This is a genomic window from Amycolatopsis sp. NBC_01307 (assembly GCF_035975215.1).
GTDB lineage: Bacteria > Actinomycetota > Actinomycetes > Mycobacteriales > Pseudonocardiaceae > Amycolatopsis.
The window spans coordinates 10022793-10042290 of record NZ_CP108403.1 but is presented as its reverse complement, the minus strand read 5'-3'; the positions used below and the strand labels follow the sequence as shown (position 1 = coordinate 10042290).

Genomic DNA, 19498 nt, shown 5'->3' with positions numbered 1-19498 from the left:
ACCGGCCATAAGAGCCGGTAAGGAGTCCTTCACGGACCTTCCCCTAGCCGACCTTGAACGACTGAGCGGCGCTGCCGTTACAGGTCGCCTGGACCAGCTGGACACTGTCCGCAGTGGACGATCCCGGCACGGTCAGGCACTTGCCGGTGTGGCGGACGGCGAAGTGGTAGTAGCCACTGCCTTCCGACACCGGCTGCCACTGCTGGTTGTTGCCGCCGCTGTAGGCCCACAGCTGCAGGCCGGCGTTGTCGGTCGTCGCCACGTTGGCGACGTCGATGACCTGCGCCGGGTTGATCCGGTTGTTGATCCGGTCGTACCCGCCGCTGGTCGGGGCGAACTGGAACTGCTGCGCCGTGGTGGCGTTGCAGGTGTACTGCTGGATCACGGTGCCGTTGGCGCTGGCCGCGGCCCGCGCGTCGACGCACTTGCCGTTCGCCTTGTTCGACACCGCGTACCAGGCCGACGGGTCGATCGTGCCGGCCGGCGGCGGGGTGGTCGTGCCGCCGCCACCGAGCCACTTCAGGCCGTCGAGCAGGAAGCGGTTCTGGTCGGCGCTCTCGAACGTCGAGGACAGCGCGGTGTTCGTGTCGTAGTTCATCGCGTTGTGGCCGAAGTTCGAGTAGATCATCTTGTAGCTCTTGTTGGTCCACGAGATCGGGTAGTACCCGCTGTACCAGGTCTGGCTCGGGTCGGTGCCGATCGGGAAGGTGGACTGGTCCATCGACGCCAGGATGGTGATGTTGCTGTTCTGGCGCAGGTCGTTCTGCCAGGCGTACCACTCGGACGTCGACGACTTGATCGTCGCCGGCAGGTTCACCGTCGACGGGTGGGTGCGGTTCTCGATCTTCAGCGTCTCCGGCGTCGGGCCCCAGGAGTTCGAGGTGAACCGGCCGGTGCCGAGGAAGTCGTTGTGGAACCAGTTGGCGTACGACGGCGTGGTGTCGTCGTTGTAGGCCGTGACGTGGAAGCCGTAGAACCCGCCACCGGCCTGCATGTACCGCTGGAAGCCCTGGAACTGCGCCTGCGACTGCGGCTGGTCGTCGAGGAACATGACCACCTGGTACTGGTCGGGCGTGATGGACGTCAGCTGGTTCCAGTTGGTCGTCGAGGTGTAGGTGAAGCCGTTGGCCGCGGCCTGCTGCGGGAACCAGACGTTGGCTTCCTTCTCGAAGCTGATGTGCGCGGCGTCGTAGGTGCCACTGTAGAAGGCGAGCACCTTGAACGGCGTCGCGGCGTGGGCGACCGGCGCGGCCGGGCCGCCGAGGCTGAGCCCCAGCAAGACGGCGAAGAACGCCAATATCCGGATCAGCGGGCGGCGGGTTCTGGACGGCATACGTGTTCCTTCCGGTGGGGGCGGGGACCGATCACCAATGGCGCGGGTAGTGGAGGCCGTAGCCGAACGGGAACAGCGCGGGCTGGCCGTCGCCGACGTTGATCGGCTGCTGATCGGCGCTGCGCATCCAGGTCACCGGCAGTTTCCCGGTCGGGTTGTAGCCGCCGAAGAGGACGTCGGCCACGCCCTGGCCCTCGCTGCCCGGCAGCCACGACTCGACGAGCCCGGCCCAGTCCCCCACCTGCGCCGCGATGTCGAGCGGCCGCCCGGACACCAGCACGACGACCGTCGGCACGCCGGAGTCCTTCAGCTTCTGCAGCGTCGCGAGGTCCGCGTCGTCCAGGCCCATCCCTTGTGGACGGTCACCCTTCGTTTCGGCGTAAGGCGTTTCCCCCACGACGGCGACGGCGACGTCGTAGCTCTGGTCGATCCCGGTGCCGTCCTTGGCGTAGGTCACCTTCGAGGAACTGCTCGTGATGCCCTGGAGGATCGTGGTGCCGGGGATGACCGGGCCGCTGGTGCCCTGCCAGCCGACCGTCCAGCCGCCGGACTGGTTGCCCATGTCGTCGGCGCTCTTGCCGGCGACGAAGATCTTTTCGTGCCTGGAAAGCGGCAGCACGTGGTGGTCGTTCTTCAGCAGCACCTGGGATTCGCGGACGGCCTGGCGGGCCAGGTCGCGGTGTTCCTTGCTGCCGATGGTCTTCAGGAACCGCCGGTCGGTCAGCGGGTGCTCGAACAGGCCGAGCTCGAACTTCTTGGTGAGGATGCGGCGGTTCGCGTCGTCGATGCGCGACAGCGGCACGCGGCCCTGCTGCACCAGCGTGCGGAGCGTGTCGATGAACTTCTGCCAGTCGTAGGGCACCATCACCATGTCGATGCCGGCGTTGATCGAGGCCTCGACCTCTTCCGGCGTGAAGCCGGTCTTGCCGTCGATCTTGTCGACGCCGTTGTAGTCCGAGACGACGATCCCCTTGAAGCCCAGCTCCTTCTTGAGGACGTCGTTGATCAGGTACGAGCCGGCGTGCATCTTGACGCCGTTCCAGCTGCTGTAGGAGATCATCACCGAGCCGACCCCGCGGTCGACGGCGGCCTTGAACGGCGGCAGGTGGATCGCGCGCAGCTCCTGCTCGCTGATCTCGGTGTTGCCCTCGTTGACGCCGCCGGTCGTACCGCCGTCACCGACGTAGTGCTTGGCGGTGGCCATGACCGAACCGGGCTGGTCCAGTGAGCGGCCCTGCAGGCCGGTGATGACCGTCGACATCTCGGTGGCCAGCTGCGGGACCTCGCCGAACGACTCGTAGGTGCGGCCCCAGCGGTCGTTGCGGGCGACGCACAGGCAGGGCGCGAAGTCCCAGTCGATGCCGGTGCCGGAGACCTCTTCCGCGGTGGCGCGGCCGATCTTCTGCACCAGCTGCGGATCGCGGGACGCGCCGAGGCCGATGTTGTGCGGGAAGACGGTCGCGCCGTAGACGCCGTTGTGGCCGTGGACGGCGTCAACGCCGTAGATCAGCGGGATGCCCAGCGGCGTGGCGAGCGCGGCCTTCTGGAAGCCGTCGTACATGTCGGCCCAGGTGACGGGCGTGTTCGGCGTCGGCTGCGAGCTGCCGCCGGAGAGCAGCGAGCCGAGCCGCCCGGTGGTGACGTCGGCCGGCGACTTCACGCCGAGGCGTTCGGCCTGCATCATCTGGCCGAGCTTGTCGTCGAGCGACATGCGGCCGAGCAGATCGGCCACCCGGACCTTGACGGGCCGCCAGGAGTCCTTGTAGGCCGGGCCGTTCCCGGCGAGGGCCGGGGTTTCCGACGTCACCAGGAGCCCGAGGGCCAGCGCGCCGATACCCAGTCTGCGTCCGAGACCCATCCGGGTCCTCCTCGTCGAGAGACCGAAATTCACGCCTTGAATTAAGACACAGGCTTTCGACGTTGGTCCAGACCTCTGAGCGAACTCGGTTGCCACTGAGCGGGATTGCGCTACACCGCTCAGCTGGCCCGACCCCAAACGCCCCAATGTGGCGTTGGGTGCATCTGACGCACCCAATGTGGCGTTCGGTGCGTCCAACGCACCCAACGCCACATTGGGGCGCTCTGGCCGAGCCCACCGAAAACTGTCAGTGGCCGGCGGTAGCGTGGAAACGGGGGCTGCTCAGCTCCGGTCAGCGGTCCGAACGCAGCGAAGCCGGATCGAAGGAATCCCAGTACGCGTCTTCGTCCTCGACACTCGAAACCGGCGCCGGAGCAGCGGGAGCAGCGGGCGCGGAACCCAGGCGTTCCTCCCGCAGCCGCTGGAACTCCTCGACCGTCATGCCCGGGTCGTCGTCCTCGGCTCGGGCCGGGGCGGGCATGCCCGTCATCTGCTCGATCATGAACGTCATGTCCTCGCCCAGCAGCAGCGCGACCTTGTTGTAGCCGTCCTGGGTCGCCTCGCGCATGGCCGCCCGGGCGATCTCCACCACCAGCGGGCCCAGCCGCTCGCCCAGGTTCACCGCGGACGGCGCCAGCCACAGCCGCAGGAGCTTGCCGCGGCCGTCGACCGTCGCCTCGACCTGGCCGTCGTGGTCGTGGGCCGTGCCGGACGCCGAAGCGAGCAGCTCGTCCACCCGCGCCAGCGCCTCTTCGCGCGCCCGGGCCTGGGAAATCAGCTCACGCGTCGTGGGCATCGCGCTCACCTTCCGTAGGAGACGGACTCGGCGTCCGGGTCGTCGTCCGGGATCGGCTCGTAGCCGAGCGCCTCGAGCTGTGACGCGTCCACGACCGGCGCCAGCGCGTGGTACATCTTGTCGCCCGCGCGGCGGGTCGCGCGCTGGGCCAGCTCGACGATCTGGTCCGCGATCACCGCCGACCCGTGCCGCAGCGCGGACCGGTGGATCGTCAGGCCGGTCAGCAGCCCGCCCGGCGCGACCTGGACCTCGATGGTGCTGTCTCCCGAAGCGGCCTTGCCCACCACGGGACCCGAGCGCTCGAAGCGCGCGGCGGCGTCCGCGCCCGCCCGTTCCGCCTGGTCCGCGACCCGCGCCGCCGCCAGGTCCATGTCGAAGTCAGCCACGATGCGAAGTTACCCCGTCGGCCGGTAGAACCCGATGAACGACTGTCCCGCGTTCGTGGTGCGGATCTTGCTGATCTGGACCGGGTCGCCGGCCTCGACCATCTGGCCGTCGCCGATCACCATCGCCACGTGTCCGGACCAGACGACCAGGTCGCCGGGCAGCAGCTGGTCGATCGAGGGCACCTCGGCCCCGACCGTCTGCTGCGCCGCCGTCCGCGGCAGCTGCAGGCCCGCGTCCTGGTACGACGTCATGGTCAGGCCGCTGCAGTCGAGGCCCTGGCCACGCGCGGTGCCGCCCCAGACGTACGGCACGCCGAGCTGCGAAAGCGCGTTGCGCACGGCCTTCGCGGCGGTTTCGTTGGGCGCCATGACGGTCTTGCCGCCGGGCAGGTTGATGCCGACGCCGGTGCCGGGCTGCGGCGGGACCGCGACCGGCAGCCGCGGCTTGTGCACGGCTCCGCCGCCACCGCCGCCGCCTCCCCCACCGCCGCCCCCGCCATCGGAGCCGCCGCCGGAGTAACCGCTGTTGCTGTTGAAGGACGAAGCCACCTTCGTCGGCGAAGCGCTGCTCGCCGACGTCGTCTGCTCGCCGCCACCCAGCTTGGTGCCGATGTCGGTGAGCTGGTTGATCGTCTGCTCGCTGAACGTCGCGGCCTGGCCGGTCAGCTGGCCGATCTTGGTCTGCAGCTTCATCAGGATGTCGCGCGACGCGGCGCCGCGGCTCTCCGGCGGCTGGATGCCCTTGACCGCCGCCAGCGCCTTCATCGACGCCGAGATCTCCTTGATGATCTGGTCGCGGACCTGGTCGTTCTTGATCTGGCCCAGGTTCAGCGTCTCGGCGGCCTCGGCGACGGCCCGCTCGATCTCGGCGCTCTCGTCGAGCAGGTCCTGGACTTCCTGCTCCAGGCTCTTGGACGTCGCCGTCGCGCGGTCGGTCGTCGAGCCGGAGCTGGCGGAGGTCAGGTTGACGCGCTGCGCCGACGCGGTGTCGTGGGTCTTGCCCATCGACGTCTGCAGCGCGACGTGCCCGTCGCGCGCGCCGCTGATGGCGGCCGGGTCGTGGTGCAGCTTGTCCGCGAACTGGTTCGTGGTGTCCAGGCCGTGCCGGACGAGCAGGTCGGCGTGCTCGGTCACGTGAGATCCGTCCCGAGCCGCCGGACGACGTCGCTGTGCTCGGCCTCGACGCCGGCGTAGTTGCGGTCGGTCTGGCGGGCGGCGTCACCCATCGCGCTCCAGCCGCCGCCGACGCGGTGCAGCTTCTCCTGCAGCGTCCGCATCCGGCCGGTGTAGGCGCCGGTCAGGCCGGACTCCGCGCCCATGTCGGAGAAGCCGACCCCGACGTGCGGGCCGACGTGCTTGTCCGCCGCGCCTTTGACGTCTTCACCGAGCGGGTCGACCTCACGCGCGTACCGCGTGTACGCGCCGTCGTCGACGTGAAACCCCGAATGCGAACCGTCCACTGGCCCTCCCTGTCACCAGGGATGCGACGTGCGCCCGCCATCCCCGGTTCCCCACCCTGCGGGATCAAGCCTAGACCAGGTTACGTACCCGAGTGGGCGAATTGCCCGGACTCAGCCGAGCACCCCGGTGAGCCAGCTCTGGTCCTGCCAGTTGACGATCGCGCCGTTCGAGGTGACCGTCGGCGTGCCGAAGCCGCTCTGGCCGCCGCCGAAGTCCTGCGCCAGCTTGGGGTCGGTCGAGATCTGCTGGAACGCCGCGTTGATCTGGTCGTTGTACGTGCCGGCGTTGACCGTCTCGGCGAACTTCGGGTCGGTGATGCCGACGTTCTTGCCCAGGTCGATCAGCTGCGCCTTGTCGTAACCGCGCTTGCCCTCTTCGGGCTGGTTCGCGTACAGCGCGTCGTGGAACTGGAGGAACTTGCCGGCGTCGGCCGCGGCGAGCGCCGCGTTCGCCGAGTCGAGCGAGTACCCGGGCGGGCTCGAGCGGTCGTTGAGCAGCGGCACCATGTGGTAGCGCACCGCCAGCTTGCCGTCGTTGACCGCCTGCTCGATCTGCGTCTTGTTGTTCTTCTCGAACGTGCCGCAGATCGGGCAGAGGAAATCGGCGTAGACGTCGATCGTGGACTTCGCGCCGGTCTTGCCGACCGTGACGGCCACGCCGTCGCGCTTCTGCGTCACGTCGGCGGCCAGCGACGTAGTGGCCTGGCCGGGGTTGATGACCTGACCCTCGGTCTTGTTCTTGTCGGAGATCGTCCAGATCACGCCGCCGATCACGAGCGCGGCCACCACGACCACGGCGGCGATCCCGATGATCCACTTCCGCTTGTCGCCGGACGCGCCCCGGGCCTGGGCCACCGCCCTCGCTCCCCCGGCCTGTGCGGCCTGACGACGCTTCCGAGCGGTCCGCTCAGCTCCACCCACTGTGTATCAGTTCCCTTCCGCGATACCCGAGTAGTCGGGCCCGGGCTCGACAGAGTTCCCACGACCTCGCGCGAGCCAGCCGTCGATCGACAGCCAGGTGCGCGGCCGCGCCAGCAGCCAGCCGGCCAGCAGCGCGAAACCGGAGTCGCGGAGGATCTCCTGCGGGTACTCGGTCTGCCCCGCCGCCACCTGTCCGCCGCCGCCGAAGCACCCGCAGTCGATGCTCAGCCCGCGCGCCCACGACTGGGCGATGCCGGCGATGAGCACCACGAGCAGCACCAGCGCGGCGCCGGCGACCCACCGGGTCGCCAGGCCCGCGAGCAGGAACAGCCCGAGCACGAGCTCGACGAGCGGCAGCGCGACGGCCACCACGTTCACGAGGGCGCCGGGCAGCACGTCGTACGCCTGGACGGCGATCAACGTCTGCCCCGGATCGGCCAGCTTCACGGCACCGGAAACGAGCCAGACGGCCGCGAGCCCGAGCCGGGCGAGCGTGCCGACGGCGTCCAGTACGGGTTGGGACGGTCGCACCACGCACTTAGGCTAACGGGAGGACCTGAGAACTTCGTGAGGGCCCGGCGGGGGCGGAGGGAGCGGCGGGATGCGGTGGCGCGTGCTGGTCTCTTCGGCGTTGCTGCTGGTCACGGCGACCGCGTGCGGTCCAGCCCACGTTTCGCCGACCGACTCCGTGGTGGCCCGCGCCAGTGCCACGGATCACCTGACCATCGGCATCCGGTTCGACGCGCCGGGCCTGTCGGAGCACACAGTGGACGGCCGGTTCGTGGGTTTTGATGTCGACGTCGCAACGTTTGTGGCGGGTGAGCTCGGCGTCGACGCGAAGGACATCACGTGGCGCGAGACGACGTCGGCGACGCGCGAGACGGACCTCGCCTCGGGGACGGTCGACCTGGTCGTGGCGACCTACTCGATCACCGACAAGCGCAAGCAGCAGGTGTCGTTCGCCGGGCCGTACTTCACGACCGGCCAGGACCTGCTGGTCCGGCGCACGGCGGCGGACATCACCGGGCCGGAGACGCTCAACTCGCGCAAGCTCTGCTCGGTGACCGGCTCGACGCCCGCCCAGCAGGTCAAGGACAAGTTCGCCCAGGCCGTCCAGCTGGTCGAGTACCCGCGGTACCCGGACTGCGTCACGGCGCTGCTGGCCGGGCAGATCGACGCCGTGACGACCGACGGCGTCATCCTGGCGGGTTACGTCGCGCGGGACCCCGAGCTGCTGAAGGTCGTCGGGAAGCCGTTCTCGAAGGAGAACTACGGCGTCGGCCTGCGCAAGGGCGATACGCAGGGGGTGAGCAAGATCGACGACGCGATCGGCAAGATGGTCTCTTCGGGTGAATGGCTGCGCTCGCTCAACGCGAACATCGGCCCGTCCGGCTACCAGCTCCCACCACCCCCCGAGGTCACCGAGAAGTGAAGCTGCCCGACCTGCCCGTGCGGGCCGTGCTGCCCGACGTGCTCGCCGCGTTGGACGCGCACGGCACCGCGGTCCTCGTGGCGCCACCCGGCACCGGCAAGACGACGCTGGTGCCGCTCGCGCTGATGTCCGACGGCGGCCGCGTCGTCGTCGCCGAGCCGCGGCGGCTGGCCGCGCGGGCCGCGGCGGGGCGGATGGCGGCGATCCTGGGCGAGCCGGTCGGCGAGACCGTCGGGTACGCCGTGCGCGGCGACCGGAAGGTGTCCTCGCGCACGCGCGTCGAGGTCGTGACGTCGGGGCTGCTGGTGCGGCGCGTGCAGGGCGACCCGGAGCTGCCCGGGGTGGAGACGGTGCTGCTGGACGAGTGCCACGAGCGGCACCTGGACGCGGACCTGCTGCTCGCGCTGCTCCTGGACGTCCGCGCCGGGCTGCGCGACGACCTGCGGCTGCTGGCGACGTCGGCGACGGTGGCGTCCGGCCGGCTGGCCACGCTGCTCGGCGACGCGCCGGTGATCGAGGCGTCCGCCCGGACCTACCCGGTCACGACGTCCTACCTGCCGCCTGCGCGGAACGAGCGCGCCGAGCCCGCGGTGGCGCGCGCGGTGCGGACCGCACTGTCCGAAGGGGACGGTGACGTGCTCGCGTTCCTGCCCGGCGCGGGCGAGATCGCGCGCACGTCCGGGCTCTTGCATCTGTCCGATGTGGACGTCTTACCGCTGCACGGACGGCTCACCGCGGCGCAGCAGGACGACGCGCTGCGGCCGCGTGCCCGACGACGCGTCGTGCTCGCGACGGCCGTGGCCGAGTCGAGCCTGACCGTGCCGGGGGTGCGCGCGGTCGTCGACTCGGGGCTGGCGCGGGTGCCGCGCGTCGACCACCGGCGCGGGCTGCCCGGCCTGGCGACGGTCCGCGTGTCGGCGGCGGTGGCCGCGCAACGAGCCGGCCGAGCCGGCCGTGAGGCGCCGGGCCGGGTGTACCGCTGCTGGGCGGAGCACGAGCAGACGACGCTGCCCGCGTACCCCGAGCCGGAGATCCGGACGGCGGAACTGGCGCGGCTGGCCCTGGAGCTGGCGTGCTGGTCGACGCCGGACGGCAGCGGCCTGGCCTGGTGGGACCCGCCCGGCGAAGGCGCGCTGGCGGCGGGCCGCGCGCTGCTGGCCACCCTCGGCGCGACAGGGCCGGACGGCACGGTGACCGCGCGCGGCCGCCGGATGGCCGACCTCGGGCTGCACCCGCGGCTGGCCCGGGCGTTGCTCGACGGCGCGGAGGCGGTCGGCGCGCGCAACGCGGCGGAGGTCGTGGCACTGCTCGACGCGGGCGGCAAGCTGACGGACGTCGACGCGGAGCTGCGGCGGATGCGCGGCGCGAGCGACGACGCGGCGCGACGCTGGAAGCGCGAGGCCCAGCGGCTTTCGCGGCTGGTCACCGGAGACGGCAAGCCCGATCCCGCCTTGATCGTCGCCCTGGCCCACCCGGAACGGCTCGCGCGGCGACGTCCCGGCGGCGAGCCCGTCTACCTCATGGCCGGCGGCACCGCGGCCGAGCTGCCGCCCGGCAGCGGCCTGGACTCCGCGTGGCTGGCCATCGCTGAAGCGACCCGTGATCCCGGCCGTGTGCACGGCACCATCCGGCTCGCCGCGGCCGCCGACGAGCGTCTCGCCGTGCGCGCCGGCTCGGTGTCCGAAGTGGACGAAGTGACCTGGGCCGACGGCGACGTCGTCGCCCGGCACGTCCGGCGGCTCGGCGCCATCACGCTGGCGTCGCGGCCGTTGAAGAACCCGAACGTCCACGACGCCCTGGTGGCTGGCTTGCGGGCCGAGGGTCTCGGGCTGCTGAAGTGGACCGCCGACGGGACCCGGTTGCGCGAGCGGATGGCGTTCCTGCACCGGGTGCTCGGCGCGCCGTGGCCCGCCGTCGACGACGCCGCGCTGCTGTCCGATGTGGACAGCTGGCTGGACCTCTCCGCGGCCCGCCGTCGCGCGGACCTGGCGAACGTCAACGCGGGCACCGCGCTGAAGGGCCTGCTGCCGTGGCCTACAGCGTCCAAAATGGACGAACTCGCCCCGGACCGGCTGGAAGTGCCGACGGGCTCGCACATCCGCGTCGACTACGGCGGTGACCAGCCGGTGCTGGCCGTCAAGCTGCAGGAGACGTTCGGCTGGACCGGCACGCCCACGCTCGCCGGCGTCCCGGTCGTCCTGCACCTGCTCTCCCCCGCCGGCCGCCCGGCGGCGATCACCGCGGACCTGGCGTCGTTCTGGACGAACGGCTACCCGGCGGTCCGCGCCGACCTGCGCGGCCGCTACCCGAAGCACCCGTGGCCCGAGGACCCGGCGACCGCCACTCCGACGCGGCACGTCACGCGGCGCCGCACCTGACGAAAGTCGGGGGCGGTCCGCGACCGTCGGCCGATGTCGTGGCGCCGGGGAAATCCCAGACTGGGTGGCATGATCACGCTCAGGGGACTCACCAAACGCTACGGGGAGAAGACCGTCGTCGACGCGCTCACCTGCGACGTCGCGGCCGGGCAGGTGACCGGGTTCCTCGGCCCGAACGGCGCCGGGAAGTCGACGACCATGCGGATGACCGTCGGGCTCGACCACCCGCAGGCCGGCGAAGTACGCGTCGGCGGGCGGCGGTACGCCGAGCTGCGGCACCCGCTGCGCGAGGTCGGCGCGTTGCTCGACGCCAAGGCCCTGCACCCCGGCCGCAGCGCCGGCAAGCACCTCCTCGCGATGGCGCGCAGCAACGGCATCGCGGCGTCGCGGGTCGAGGAGGTGCTCGCGACGGTCGGGCTTTCGGACGTCGCGGGCAAGCGGGCCGGGCAGTTCTCGCTCGGCATGGGGCAGCGGCTGGGCATCGCGGGCGCGCTGCTCGGCGACCCGGGCGTGCTGCTGTTCGACGAGCCGGTCAACGGCCTCGACCCGGACGGCGTCCGCTGGGTGCGGCAGCTGATGCGTTCCCTGGCGGGCGAGGGGCGGACGGTGTTCGTCTCGAGCCACCTGATGAGCGAGATGCAGCTGACGGCCGACCACCTCGTGGTGATCGGCAAGGGAAAGCTCCTCGCGGACGCACCGGTCGCCGAGTTCATCGCGGGCAACTCCCGCACGACGGTCTCGGTCCGCGTCCCGGACCCCACCGAGCGCGACGCGCTGTCCCACCGCTTGCGAGCCGAAGGCGCCCACACCGACCTGGACGCCCCGGCCGAGCTGGTGGTCGACGGCATCGACGTAACCCGCGTCGGCGACCTGGTGCACGAGCTGGGCATCCGGGTACACGGCCTCGCCGAGCGGACGGCGTCACTCGAGCAGGCGTACATGGAACTGACCGCTTCTTCGGTGGAGTACGGGGTGTCGGCATGACGGCGGCGGTATCCGTGGTCTCTTCGGAGTGGACGAAGTTCTGGTCGGTCCGCGCGACCTGGTGGACGCTGATCGCCGGAGCCGCGCTGATGGCGTTCTACAGCGCGGTGTCGGCCATCGCCCAGCGTTACGACAGCGAAGACCCGATGGGCGCGAACACCATCGCCCTGGGCGGCGGTTTCTACTTGACGCAGTTCGCGGTGATCGCACTGGCGACGCTGTTCGTGACAAGCGAGTACACGGGCGGCGGCATCCGGTCGACGCTGCTGTGGACGCCGGTGCGTTCACGGGTGGTCCTCGCGAAGGCGGCGGTGCTGCTGCCGGTGCTGTTCGTCTACGGCGTGGTGCTGTCGGTCTCGGGAATGGCATTGGCGGGTGTGGTGAAGGACGGTCACGGCCTGCCGACGTCCGTCGCGGGCGCCCTCACGACGGCTGCGGGCATGGGCGGGTACTTCGCTTTGCTGGGCTTGCTGTGCACCGGGGTGGGCTGGGCGCTGCGAAGCGCGGCGGGGACGTTGGTGGTGGTGATCGTGGCGCTGGTGCCGCTGCCGCTGATCGTGGCGTCGCTGGGGTTGCCGGGCTGGGTGCCGTACTTCCCGGGGATAGCCGGGGTGAACGCGATGGTGGAGGCGGGGCAGCCGAACCCGATCACCCAGGCGGCGGCGCCGTACGCACCTTGGGTGGGGCTGTTGATCTGCGCGATCTGGACCACGGTGGCGCTGGTCGCGGGCACTGCGGTGTTGCGCCGCCGGGACGCCTGAAGTCCGTGAATGCCACATTGAGGGACGCTATGTCCCTCAATGTGGCATTCACGGACTTTGGGAGATGCCCAAGCCCGCCAGCACTTCCCGGGCGCCGCGGGTCAGTGCGGCCCGCGACGGCGGCGCGAGAGAGCCTGTGCCCGCGATTGCGTCGAAGATCGCGCCGTCCAGCCAGGCCACCAAGACCGTCGCGTGGCGGTCTGGTTCTGAGGAGCCTGCGGTGGCCAACACCGATGCGCAGCGGCGGCGGATCAGCAGCCCGCCCTTGTCGTACGCCGCACGTAACTCCGGGCGGCGGGTTGCCTCCAACGCGAACTCGTACCGTGCCAGCATTCGCGTCCGCCCCACGGTGATCGCCGCGTGGACGAAGCCCGCCAGGAACTCCGCCAAGCGGCCCGGTGGTGGCTCCAAGTCGACGTTGTCCAGCGTGACCATCCGGTCGATCGCCAGCTCCAGCAGCGCGCCCCGGGTCCGCGCGTAGTACGACGTCGACCCCGCCGGCAGCGAAGCCGCCCGGTCGACCGCTCGGTGGGTCAAGCCGCGCATGCCCTCCGCCGCGATCACCTCGATCGCCGCGTCACCGATTGCCGAAAGACGGTCCACGAACCCACTCTACAGGTGTAGAGTCCTCTACACCTGTAGAGGAGGAGCTATGCGTGCGGTGGTGGTCGGCGGCGGTATCGGCGGGCTCGCGGCGGCGGTCGGGTTGTGTCGGGTCGGCTGGGACGTGACCGTTCTGGAGAAAGCACCCGAGATCACCGGCGTCGGCGCCGGGATCTCCCTCTGGCCGAACGCTCAGCGCTGCCTCGACGTCCTCGGCGTCCAAGCTCCCCTCCAGGAACAGCGTGACGGTGGCTTGAGAGACAAGCGCGGCCGACGGATCACCGGCTGGGACGCGGCCGCCTTCACGAAAAACCACGGGCTTCCCCTCGCCGCGATCCACCGCCGGGACCTCATCGACGCGCTCGCGCGAGCACTGCCCCGGGAGACAATAGAGACCGGCACCGAAGTCACCGAAGTCCGCGAAGACGGCTTCGTGCGCTACACCGGCGGAGAACTCCACGCCGACCTCGTCGTGGCCGCCGACGGGATCAACAGCCAGGTCAGAAAGGGAGCACCACCGGTCTACAGCGGCAGCACCGCCTTCCGCGGCGTCGCCCACCGGCCCGGGACGCCGCTGAGCACCAGCTGGGATCGCGGCGCCGAGATCGGCGTCCTCCCGCTGGCCGGCGGCGACGTCTACTGGTGGATCTCCTACGTCGTCCGGGCCGGCGAACGCCCCGCCGACGTCAAGGCCTACCTCCAGCAGCACTTCGGCGGCTGGCACGACCCGATCCCGGCCCTCATCGACGCGACGCCCGCCGCGGACATCCTCCACCACGACCTCTACTACCTCGGCACGCCGCTGCCCAGCTACGTCCGGGGCAAGATCGCGCTGCTCGGCGACGCCGCCCACGCGATGCCGCCGTTCCTCGGCCAGGGCGGCTGCCAGGCTCTCGAAGACGCCGTTGTGCTCGCCCACGCCGTGTCCACAGAGGACACAATCCAAAAAGGACTAACGAAGTACGACCAGGAACGCAGACCCCGCAGCCAGAAAGTCGCAAGGGACTCCGTCCGGGCCGGGAAGATCGGCACGCAGCTCACCAACCCCGTCGCCACCACACTGCGCAACGCGCTCCTGAGACTGACCCCGGCCAAAGCCACGGCCCGGATCGGCGCCGGGATCAGTGGCTGGCAGCCGCCGGGTCTCCCCCGACCAGTCCCGCCTCGTACGCCGTGATCGCCGCCTGCACCCGGTTCTTCACGCCGAGCCGGGTCAGGATGGTACTGACGTGCGCCTTCACCGTGCCCTCGACGACGAACAGCTTCGCCGCGATGTCCGCATTGGACAGTCCGGATCCGATGAACACCAGCACTTCCCGCTCCCGGTTGGTCAGCAACGCGATCCGCGACCGGGCCGCCGACGCGCGCGCGAGGCGGCCGCCGGACAGCCGGGCGATGACCCGCTGTGCCACCTTCGGCGAGAGGAACGCGGCGCCGTCCGCGACGGCGTGGATGCCCGCCAGCAGCTCACGCGGGTCGCCCGACTTGAGCAGGAACCCGCCCGCGCCCAGGCCGAGCGCGCGCTCGATGTAGTCGTCCTCGCCGAACGTCGTCAGCATGATGACGCCGGTCGCGGGCCGCAGCCGCCGGATCTCGGCGGCCGCGCCCAGGCCGTCCAGCACCGGCATCCGGATGTCGAGCAGCACGACGTCCGGGTGCGTGGCCAGCACCTGGGAGACCGCCGCACGGCCATCGGCGGCTTCGGCGACGACCTCGATGCCGCCGTCCGCGGCCAGGATCGCCGCCACCCCCGCCCGCATCAACGCCTCGTCGTCGGCCAGCACGACCCTGATCACGAAACCCCCTCGGCGAACTCGTCCTTCGAAACCAGCTTCCCGTCGGCGAAACACAGCCGATAGGCGGCGTAGTCGTTGTTCAGGAACGATCTTCCGGTGCCGTAGTACTCGCACGCGGCCCCGGGCACCGGCGGCAGCGGCGGCTCGCCGCGCGTCGGCCGGGCGCTGCGCTGGGTGCCCGGCAGCAGCGGCGCGACCTCGGCGCGCGGCTGCCCGAGCCGCAGCCGGTCGTAGACCGGACCGGGCAGCTCCGAGGAGTTCCAGAGGTACAGGAACGCGATCCCGGCCACCCCGATGACCACCGCGAACAGCCCGAGCGGGATGCCGACGGCCTGGATCAGGCTGCGCCGGACGTCACGCCGCGCCAGTTCCAGCGCCCGCGCGGACGTCGACTGCCCGATGGCGTCGTCGGCGGCCTCCCGCAGCTCCGCGGTCTCCTCGACCGGCGCGGCGTCGTGCGGCAGCGTCGCGGTGACGGCGAACCCGCCCGCGTGCGGGCCGGCCTGCAGCGTGCCGCCGACCAGCCGGACGCGCTCGCGCAGCCCGATCAGCCCGCGGTGCCCGGACGCGGCGCCCGGCAGCGGCCCGGCGGGCGGCGGCGCGTTGACGACGCTCACCTCGGTCTGCGCGCCGGAGCTGGTCACCCGGACCGTCACGGCGGCGCCGGGCGCGTGCTTCGCGACGTTCGTCAGCGCTTCCTGGACGACCCGGTGGGCCGCGAGGGCGACCATCGGTGGCGCCTGCGCGCTGTCCACTGTGGAGTCGATGAGCAGCCCGGACGCCCGCGCTCGCGCGATCAGCTCGCCGAGGTCACCCTGCACCGGCTCGACGGGTGCGGCGTCCTCGCGCAGGACGCCGATGATCTCGCGCAGCCGCTCGGTGGCGGCCGCGGCGCTGGTGCGCAGCTGGGCGGCCGCGCCGCGCCGGCCGTCGTCGAGGCCGCCGGCGACCTCCAGGGCCGCCGCGCGGACGGCGATGAGGCTCAGCTCGTGGCCCAGCGAGTCGTGCATGTCGCTGGCGATCCGCGCGCGCTCGCGCAGCCGGGCCTGGTCGGCGACCAGGCGCTGACGGCTCTCCATCTCCTCGGCGCGGCGCCAGCCGGTGCGGGCCAGCTCCCCGCGCAGCCGGACGTAGCGGCCCAGCAGCCACGGCGACAGCCCGGCGAACACCAGCATCGTGACCAGTTCGGCCCAGTCGCCGAGGCCGTCCTCGCCGACGAGCAGCGAGAGCGGCAGGCCGAGCACCGCGACGGCGCCGCCGAGCAGCAGGCCCGGCCGCGCCCGCGGCATCCGCAGTCCGGCCTGGTAGCACATCGCGACCAGCACGAACACCACCCAGACCGGCAGGCGGTTGCCGTACGGGAACGGCACGACGAGCGTCCCCACCAGCGCGATGCCGAGTGACACGACCGGGTGACGCCGGGCGGTGGCCACCGAGCCCAGGACGACGGCGAAACCGCCGGCCATCTCCCAGTACGCCCGGGTGTCCACCGTGTCCGAGACGACGATGAACGCCAGGAACAGCGCGAGGACGGCGTCGAACACCACCCGCCACCGTCGCCTCGTCACCTCCTGCACAAAAGCGACGCTACAAGCGGGCCGCGGCGGCGACCACTGCCGAAAGTCAACCTTTCAGGGCGTCCAGGAAGGCCAGGGTCTGCGGCCAGGAGAGCGCGAACGCGTCGGCATTGACCGCGGTGCCGTGCCGCGAGGAGTCGCTGAAGCCGTGCTCGGCGCCCGGGAAGTGCTGGGTGAACGTCGCGCCCGTCGCGCGGGACTGCAGCGCGGCCTGGAGCCGGCCGAACGTCTCGTGCGAGACGACCGTGTCGGCCTCCGGGTAGGAGACGAGCACCGGTGCGGTGATCGCTGTCGACAAAGCGACCGTGTCGAGGGTGTGGTTCGGCGGTAGCGGGTCGCGGACCGTCGGGTGGTAGGCGACGACGCCGGAAAGCCGCTGGTCACGGGCGGCGAGCAGGAGCGCGAACCGGCCGCCGAGGCACCAGCCCATGACGCCGGCCGACGTGCAGCCGAGGTCGCCGAGCAGGTGGTCGAGCAACGCCGTCTGCTCGGTCAGCGCGACCTCGTCGGACAGCTCGCCGAGCTTCGCGCCGAGGTCCTCGCGGGAGGTGTTGTCGGTGCTCGCGCCGTGGAAGACGTCCCAGGTCAACGTCGTGATCCCGCGGCCGGCGAGCTCGTCGGCCCAGGCCCGGACCTGCTCGCCGATGCCGGTGATCATCGGCAGCAGCAGCATCCCGGACCCGGAGCCACCGGCCGGGCGGGCCAGGTACGCGGAGAGGTCGCCGACACGGGTGGTGGACGTCTCGATGCTCATATCCGCACGGTAGCGCCCCCGGTGCTGCATCATGATCCACCATGGCCGAGCGCACCCTCGCCGATCAGTTGGGCGGCGAACTCCCCGAAGGCATCGAGGCCCTCGAAGAGCACGAGCGGCAGGACCTCGCCGACGCGCTGCGCGACGCGCGCAGACGGCAGGCGAAGGCGTTGGCCGAGGCGGGCGAAGAAGGCCTCCGGTACGTCCCCGCGTTGCTGCGCGGCGCGGTCCGGAAGGCAGTCGGGCTGTGACTGACAACGCTGCGACCGACAACTACGAGGCCGAAGCCGAGATCCTCAAGCTGGCCCGCGTCCTCGGCGTCGAGCCGGAGCGGCTCGAGTACCTGGCCCGCGTCGACGCCGGCGACCTGCGGGTGTTCCGCGAGCGCGTCACCGACACGCTGTTCGACGCGAACCTCGCCGTGCTGCAGCGGATGGCGCTCGCCGCGCGGATCATGCCGGGCGCGGTGCTGGCGAAGATCGCCGAAAAGGTGTTCGGCCCGCTGCTGTGCGCCCGGATCGCCGGCGTGGTCGACGTCGCCCGCGGCGTCGACGTCGCGAAGCGCCTGAGCCCCCGGTTCCTGTCGGAGGTCGCGGCCGACCTCGACCCGCGCCGCGCGAGCGCGATCATCTCGCGCATCCCCCTGGAGACCGTGCTCGCCGTCGCGGCCCAACTGGCCGAGCGCGCGGACTGGATCACGCTGGGCCGGTTCGTCGGGCACCTCCCGGACCCGACGGTCCGGCGCTGCCTCGAGGAGATCGACGACCCTGGCCTGCTGCGGATCGCGTTCGTCCTCGACGACAAGAACCGCATCGACCACGTCGTCGGCCTGCTCCCGGCCCACCGCCTCGGCCGCGTCATCACCGCGGCCGGCGCCGACGAAGACCTCTGGACGCCGGCGCTGGACATGCTGAACCACCTGAGCGCCGAGCGCCGGAACACCCTGGCCCCGATGCTCGGCGGGCTCCCGGACGGCCTCCGGGAACGCGCTCAGGCGACGATCAAGTAGATCCCGTACCCGACGATCGCCAGGCAGACGGCGAAGCAGAGGATCGCGCCGGCCAGCGGGCCGGTGCCCGAGCCGCCAGCTTCACGGGCCGATTCGCGCTGCGAGAGCCCCACCACTCCGAAGGAGAAGAGGCTCGTCAGCACGACCACCGAAGCGAGCGCGACGACGAAGACGAGACCGAGGGAACCCCAATCGATGTTCACGGCGCTCCTCAGACGTTGGCCGGCTGCGGGGCCGGCTCCGGCTCGGTGATGGTGTTGGCGCTGATCGGGTTCCGCCGCGACGCGAGGTAGATGCCCACCGCGATGACGACGCCGGCGAGGCCGATCAGGACCGTGCCCCAGGTGCCGAGCGTCGAGACCTCGGCGGCGATCGCGCCGACGATCGCGGCGGCGGGCAGCGTCAATGCCCAGGCCACGACCATCTTGCCGGCGACGCCCCAGCGGACCTCGGCGAGCCGGCGGCCCAGGCCGGAACCGATGATGCCGCCCGAGCAGACGTGCGTGGTGGACAGCGCGAAGCCGAGGTGCGCCGAGGTGAGGATGACGGCCGCGGCGCTCGTCTCGGCCGCGAAGCCTTGCGGCGTCTGGATTTCGGTGAGCTTCTTGCCCATCGTCTGGATGATCCGCCAGCCGCCGAGGTAGGTGCCGAGCGCGATCGCGGTGCCGGCGGTCAGGATCACCCAGATCGGCGGGTTCGAGCCCGGCGCGAGCGAACCGGACGCGATCAGCGTCAGCGTGATGACACCCATCGTCTTCTGCGCGTCGTTCGTGCCGTGCGCGAGCGAAACCAGGGACGCCGAGGCGATCTGACCGGCCTTGAACGTCCGGCCCACGGTGTCCTTCTTCGCCCGGGCGGTGATCCGGTAGACGAGGAAGGTGCCCAGCGTCGCGACGAGCCCGGCGACGATCGGCGAGGCGAGCGCCGGGATGAGGACCTTCTCGACGACCTTGCCGAAGTGGACGGCGTCCGAGCCCGACGCGATCCAGGTGGCGCCGATCAGCCCGCCGAACAACGCGTGCGACGAGCTCGACGGCAGCCCGATCAGCCAGGTCACCAGGTTCCAGACGATGGCCCCGATCAGGCCGGCGAAGATGATGACCGGCGTCACCTTGGTGTCGTCGACGATCCCGCCGGAGATCGTCTTCGCGACCTCCACCGACAGGAAGGCGCCGACGAGGTTCAGCACCGCGGAGACCCCGACCGCGACCCGCGGCTTGAGGGCGCCGGTGGCGATGGACGTGGCCATCGCGTTGGCCGTGTCGTGGAAGCCGTTGGTGAAGTCGAAGGCGAGCGCCGCGACGATCACCACCAGCACGATCAGCGAGAAGTCCATGCGGGGCTCATTTCCGTCGCCGGAGGCTGTTCGTGAGCAACGCTACGGATCGGCCGGCCGGAACCCGATCCCGGTGGTGTGACGGCTCCCTGAACACTCCGTGAACCCGAAAGC

General features: G+C 71.3%; 21 protein-coding genes. 7 read left to right on the top strand and 14 right to left on the bottom strand.

Going from position 1 to position 19498, the window contains the following annotated elements:
• Positions 1 to 43: 43 nt before the first annotated feature.
• The 8 genes from OG439_RS45290 to OG439_RS45255 all read right to left on the bottom strand — a co-directional run bounded on the left by OG439_RS45290 (position 44) and on the right by OG439_RS45255 (position 7288).
• Positions 44 to 1333 carry a ThuA domain-containing protein gene (locus tag OG439_RS45290; RefSeq protein WP_326946489.1) on the bottom strand — a complete coding sequence of 430 codons (1290 nt, stop codon included), beginning with the start codon at positions 1331 to 1333 and terminating at the stop codon, positions 44 to 46.
• Between the two features lie 31 nt (positions 1334 to 1364).
• On the bottom strand, positions 1365 to 3191 hold the full coding sequence (locus OG439_RS45285) for a glycoside hydrolase family 3 protein (protein ID WP_326946488.1): 1827 nt from the start codon (positions 3189 to 3191) through the stop codon (positions 1365 to 1367).
• Between the two features lie 292 nt (positions 3192 to 3483).
• The gene (locus OG439_RS45280; protein WP_326946487.1) at positions 3484 to 3987 is read right to left on the bottom strand and encodes a YbaB/EbfC family nucleoid-associated protein; all 504 of its coding nucleotides are present in this window, start codon (positions 3985 to 3987) and stop codon (positions 3484 to 3486) included.
• Between the two features lie 5 nt (positions 3988 to 3992).
• On the bottom strand, positions 3993 to 4373 hold the full coding sequence (locus OG439_RS45275; protein WP_326946486.1) for a YbaB/EbfC family DNA-binding protein: 381 nt from the start codon (positions 4371 to 4373) through the stop codon (positions 3993 to 3995).
• Between the two features lie 9 nt (positions 4374 to 4382).
• Complete coding sequence (locus tag OG439_RS45270) at positions 4383 to 5507, bottom strand: C40 family peptidase (protein WP_326946485.1); 1125 nt, start codon at positions 5505 to 5507, stop codon at positions 4383 to 4385.
• Positions 5504 to 5833, bottom strand: a complete 330-nt coding sequence (locus OG439_RS45265; RefSeq protein ID WP_326946484.1) for a hypothetical protein — start codon at positions 5831 to 5833, stop codon at positions 5504 to 5506. The genes OG439_RS45270 and OG439_RS45265 overlap by 4 nt, the downstream gene beginning before the upstream one ends.
• 111 nt (positions 5834 to 5944) lie before the next feature.
• Entirely contained in the window at positions 5945 to 6688 is a 744-nt protein-coding gene (locus tag OG439_RS45260) for a DsbA family protein (RefSeq protein ID WP_326946483.1), read from the bottom strand.
• A 72-nt stretch (positions 6689 to 6760) separates the two neighbouring features.
• On the bottom strand, positions 6761 to 7288 hold the full coding sequence (locus OG439_RS45255; RefSeq protein WP_326946482.1) for a MauE/DoxX family redox-associated membrane protein: 528 nt from the start codon (positions 7286 to 7288) through the stop codon (positions 6761 to 6763).
• A gap of 67 nt (positions 7289 to 7355) precedes the next feature.
• Here OG439_RS45255 and OG439_RS45250 point away from each other — a divergent pair, with 67 nt between their 5' ends.
• The 4 genes from OG439_RS45250 to OG439_RS45235 all read left to right on the top strand — a co-directional run bounded on the left by OG439_RS45250 (position 7356) and on the right by OG439_RS45235 (position 12309).
• The gene (locus tag OG439_RS45250; RefSeq protein WP_326946481.1) at positions 7356 to 8186 is read left to right on the top strand and encodes a glutamate ABC transporter substrate-binding protein; all 831 of its coding nucleotides are present in this window, start codon (positions 7356 to 7358) and stop codon (positions 8184 to 8186) included.
• Positions 8183 to 10564 carry an ATP-dependent helicase HrpB gene (hrpB, locus tag OG439_RS45245; protein WP_326946480.1) on the top strand — a complete coding sequence of 794 codons (2382 nt, stop codon included), beginning with the start codon at positions 8183 to 8185 and terminating at the stop codon, positions 10562 to 10564. The genes OG439_RS45250 and hrpB overlap by 4 nt, the downstream gene beginning before the upstream one ends.
• A 69-nt stretch (positions 10565 to 10633) precedes the next feature.
• Positions 10634 to 11548: an ATP-binding cassette domain-containing protein gene (locus OG439_RS45240; protein WP_326946479.1), complete on the top strand. Its 915-nt coding sequence runs from the start codon at positions 10634 to 10636 to the stop codon at positions 11546 to 11548.
• Positions 11545 to 12309 carry an ABC transporter permease gene (locus OG439_RS45235; protein WP_326946478.1) on the top strand — a complete coding sequence of 255 codons (765 nt, stop codon included), beginning with the start codon at positions 11545 to 11547 and terminating at the stop codon, positions 12307 to 12309. Before OG439_RS45240 ends, OG439_RS45235 begins: the two co-directional genes overlap by 4 nt.
• Before the next feature lie 48 nt (positions 12310 to 12357).
• Here OG439_RS45235 and OG439_RS45230 read toward each other — a convergent pair whose 3' ends face one another.
• Positions 12358 to 12912: a TetR/AcrR family transcriptional regulator gene (locus OG439_RS45230; RefSeq protein WP_326946477.1), complete on the bottom strand. Its 555-nt coding sequence runs from the start codon at positions 12910 to 12912 to the stop codon at positions 12358 to 12360.
• A 49-nt stretch (positions 12913 to 12961) separates the two neighbouring features.
• Between OG439_RS45230 and OG439_RS45225 the strand changes: the two genes are divergently transcribed.
• Entirely contained in the window at positions 12962 to 14089 is a 1128-nt protein-coding gene (locus tag OG439_RS45225; protein ID WP_326946476.1) for an FAD-dependent monooxygenase, read from the top strand.
• On the opposite strand, the gene OG439_RS45220 is transcribed toward OG439_RS45225, so the two are convergent.
• Genes OG439_RS45220 through OG439_RS45210 form a run of 3 tightly spaced genes read right to left on the bottom strand, consistent with a single transcriptional unit; the run spans position 14034 to position 17039 of the window.
• Positions 14034 to 14708, bottom strand: a complete 675-nt coding sequence (locus tag OG439_RS45220) for a response regulator transcription factor (protein ID WP_326946475.1) — start codon at positions 14706 to 14708, stop codon at positions 14034 to 14036. The genes OG439_RS45225 and OG439_RS45220 overlap by 56 nt on opposite strands.
• Complete coding sequence (locus OG439_RS45215) at positions 14705 to 16285, bottom strand: sensor histidine kinase (protein ID WP_326946474.1); 1581 nt, start codon at positions 16283 to 16285, stop codon at positions 14705 to 14707. The genes OG439_RS45220 and OG439_RS45215 overlap by 4 nt, the downstream gene beginning before the upstream one ends.
• A gap of 46 nt (positions 16286 to 16331) precedes the next feature.
• Positions 16332 to 17039 (bottom strand): dienelactone hydrolase family protein, encoded by a 708-nt coding sequence (locus OG439_RS45210; RefSeq protein WP_326946473.1) that lies wholly within the window; start codon positions 17037 to 17039, stop codon positions 16332 to 16334.
• 41 nt (positions 17040 to 17080) lie between these two features.
• Here OG439_RS45210 and OG439_RS45205 point away from each other — a divergent pair, with 41 nt between their 5' ends.
• Together OG439_RS45205 and OG439_RS45200 are read left to right on the top strand one after the other, a co-directional pair.
• Positions 17081 to 17290 carry a hypothetical protein gene (locus OG439_RS45205; RefSeq protein WP_326946472.1) on the top strand — a complete coding sequence of 70 codons (210 nt, stop codon included), beginning with the start codon at positions 17081 to 17083 and terminating at the stop codon, positions 17288 to 17290.
• Positions 17287 to 18048, top strand: a complete 762-nt coding sequence (locus OG439_RS45200; RefSeq protein ID WP_326946471.1) for a hypothetical protein — start codon at positions 17287 to 17289, stop codon at positions 18046 to 18048. The genes OG439_RS45205 and OG439_RS45200 overlap by 4 nt, the downstream gene beginning before the upstream one ends.
• Here the strand turns inward: OG439_RS45200 and OG439_RS45195 are convergent.
• Both OG439_RS45195 and OG439_RS45190 read right to left on the bottom strand, forming a co-directional pair.
• Positions 18030 to 18251 carry a hypothetical protein gene (locus OG439_RS45195; RefSeq protein WP_247061331.1) on the bottom strand — a complete coding sequence of 74 codons (222 nt, stop codon included), beginning with the start codon at positions 18249 to 18251 and terminating at the stop codon, positions 18030 to 18032. The genes OG439_RS45200 and OG439_RS45195 overlap by 19 nt on opposite strands.
• An 8-nt stretch (positions 18252 to 18259) precedes the next feature.
• On the bottom strand, positions 18260 to 19384 hold the full coding sequence (locus OG439_RS45190) for an inorganic phosphate transporter (RefSeq protein WP_326946470.1): 1125 nt from the start codon (positions 19382 to 19384) through the stop codon (positions 18260 to 18262).
• Between the last annotated feature and the right edge of the window lie 114 nt (positions 19385 to 19498).

What these genes read in the sequence shown, in the direction of transcription:
- OG439_RS45290 (WP_326946489.1), bottom strand. Translation starts at nt 1,333, where the DNA reads ATGCCGTCCAGAACCCGCCGCCCGCTGATCCGGATATTGGCGTTCTTC.
- OG439_RS45285 (WP_326946488.1), bottom strand. Translation starts at nt 3,191, where the DNA reads ATGGGTCTCGGACGCAGACTGGGTATCGGCGCGCTGGCCCTCGGGCTC.
- OG439_RS45280 (WP_326946487.1), bottom strand. Translation starts at nt 3,987, where the DNA reads ATGCCCACGACGCGTGAGCTGATTTCCCAGGCCCGGGCGCGCGAAGAG.
- OG439_RS45250 (WP_326946481.1), top strand. Translation starts at nt 7,356, where the DNA reads ATGCGGTGGCGCGTGCTGGTCTCTTCGGCGTTGCTGCTGGTCACGGCG.
- OG439_RS45240 (WP_326946479.1), top strand. Translation starts at nt 10,634, where the DNA reads ATGATCACGCTCAGGGGACTCACCAAACGCTACGGGGAGAAGACCGTC.
- OG439_RS45235 (WP_326946478.1), top strand. Translation starts at nt 11,545, where the DNA reads ATGACGGCGGCGGTATCCGTGGTCTCTTCGGAGTGGACGAAGTTCTGG.
- OG439_RS45225 (WP_326946476.1), top strand. Translation starts at nt 12,962, where the DNA reads ATGCGTGCGGTGGTGGTCGGCGGCGGTATCGGCGGGCTCGCGGCGGCG.
- OG439_RS45210 (WP_326946473.1), bottom strand. Translation starts at nt 17,039, where the DNA reads ATGAGCATCGAGACGTCCACCACCCGTGTCGGCGACCTCTCCGCGTAC.
- OG439_RS45205 (WP_326946472.1), top strand. Translation starts at nt 17,081, where the DNA reads ATGGCCGAGCGCACCCTCGCCGATCAGTTGGGCGGCGAACTCCCCGAA.
- OG439_RS45190 (WP_326946470.1), bottom strand. Translation starts at nt 19,384, where the DNA reads ATGGACTTCTCGCTGATCGTGCTGGTGGTGATCGTCGCGGCGCTCGCC.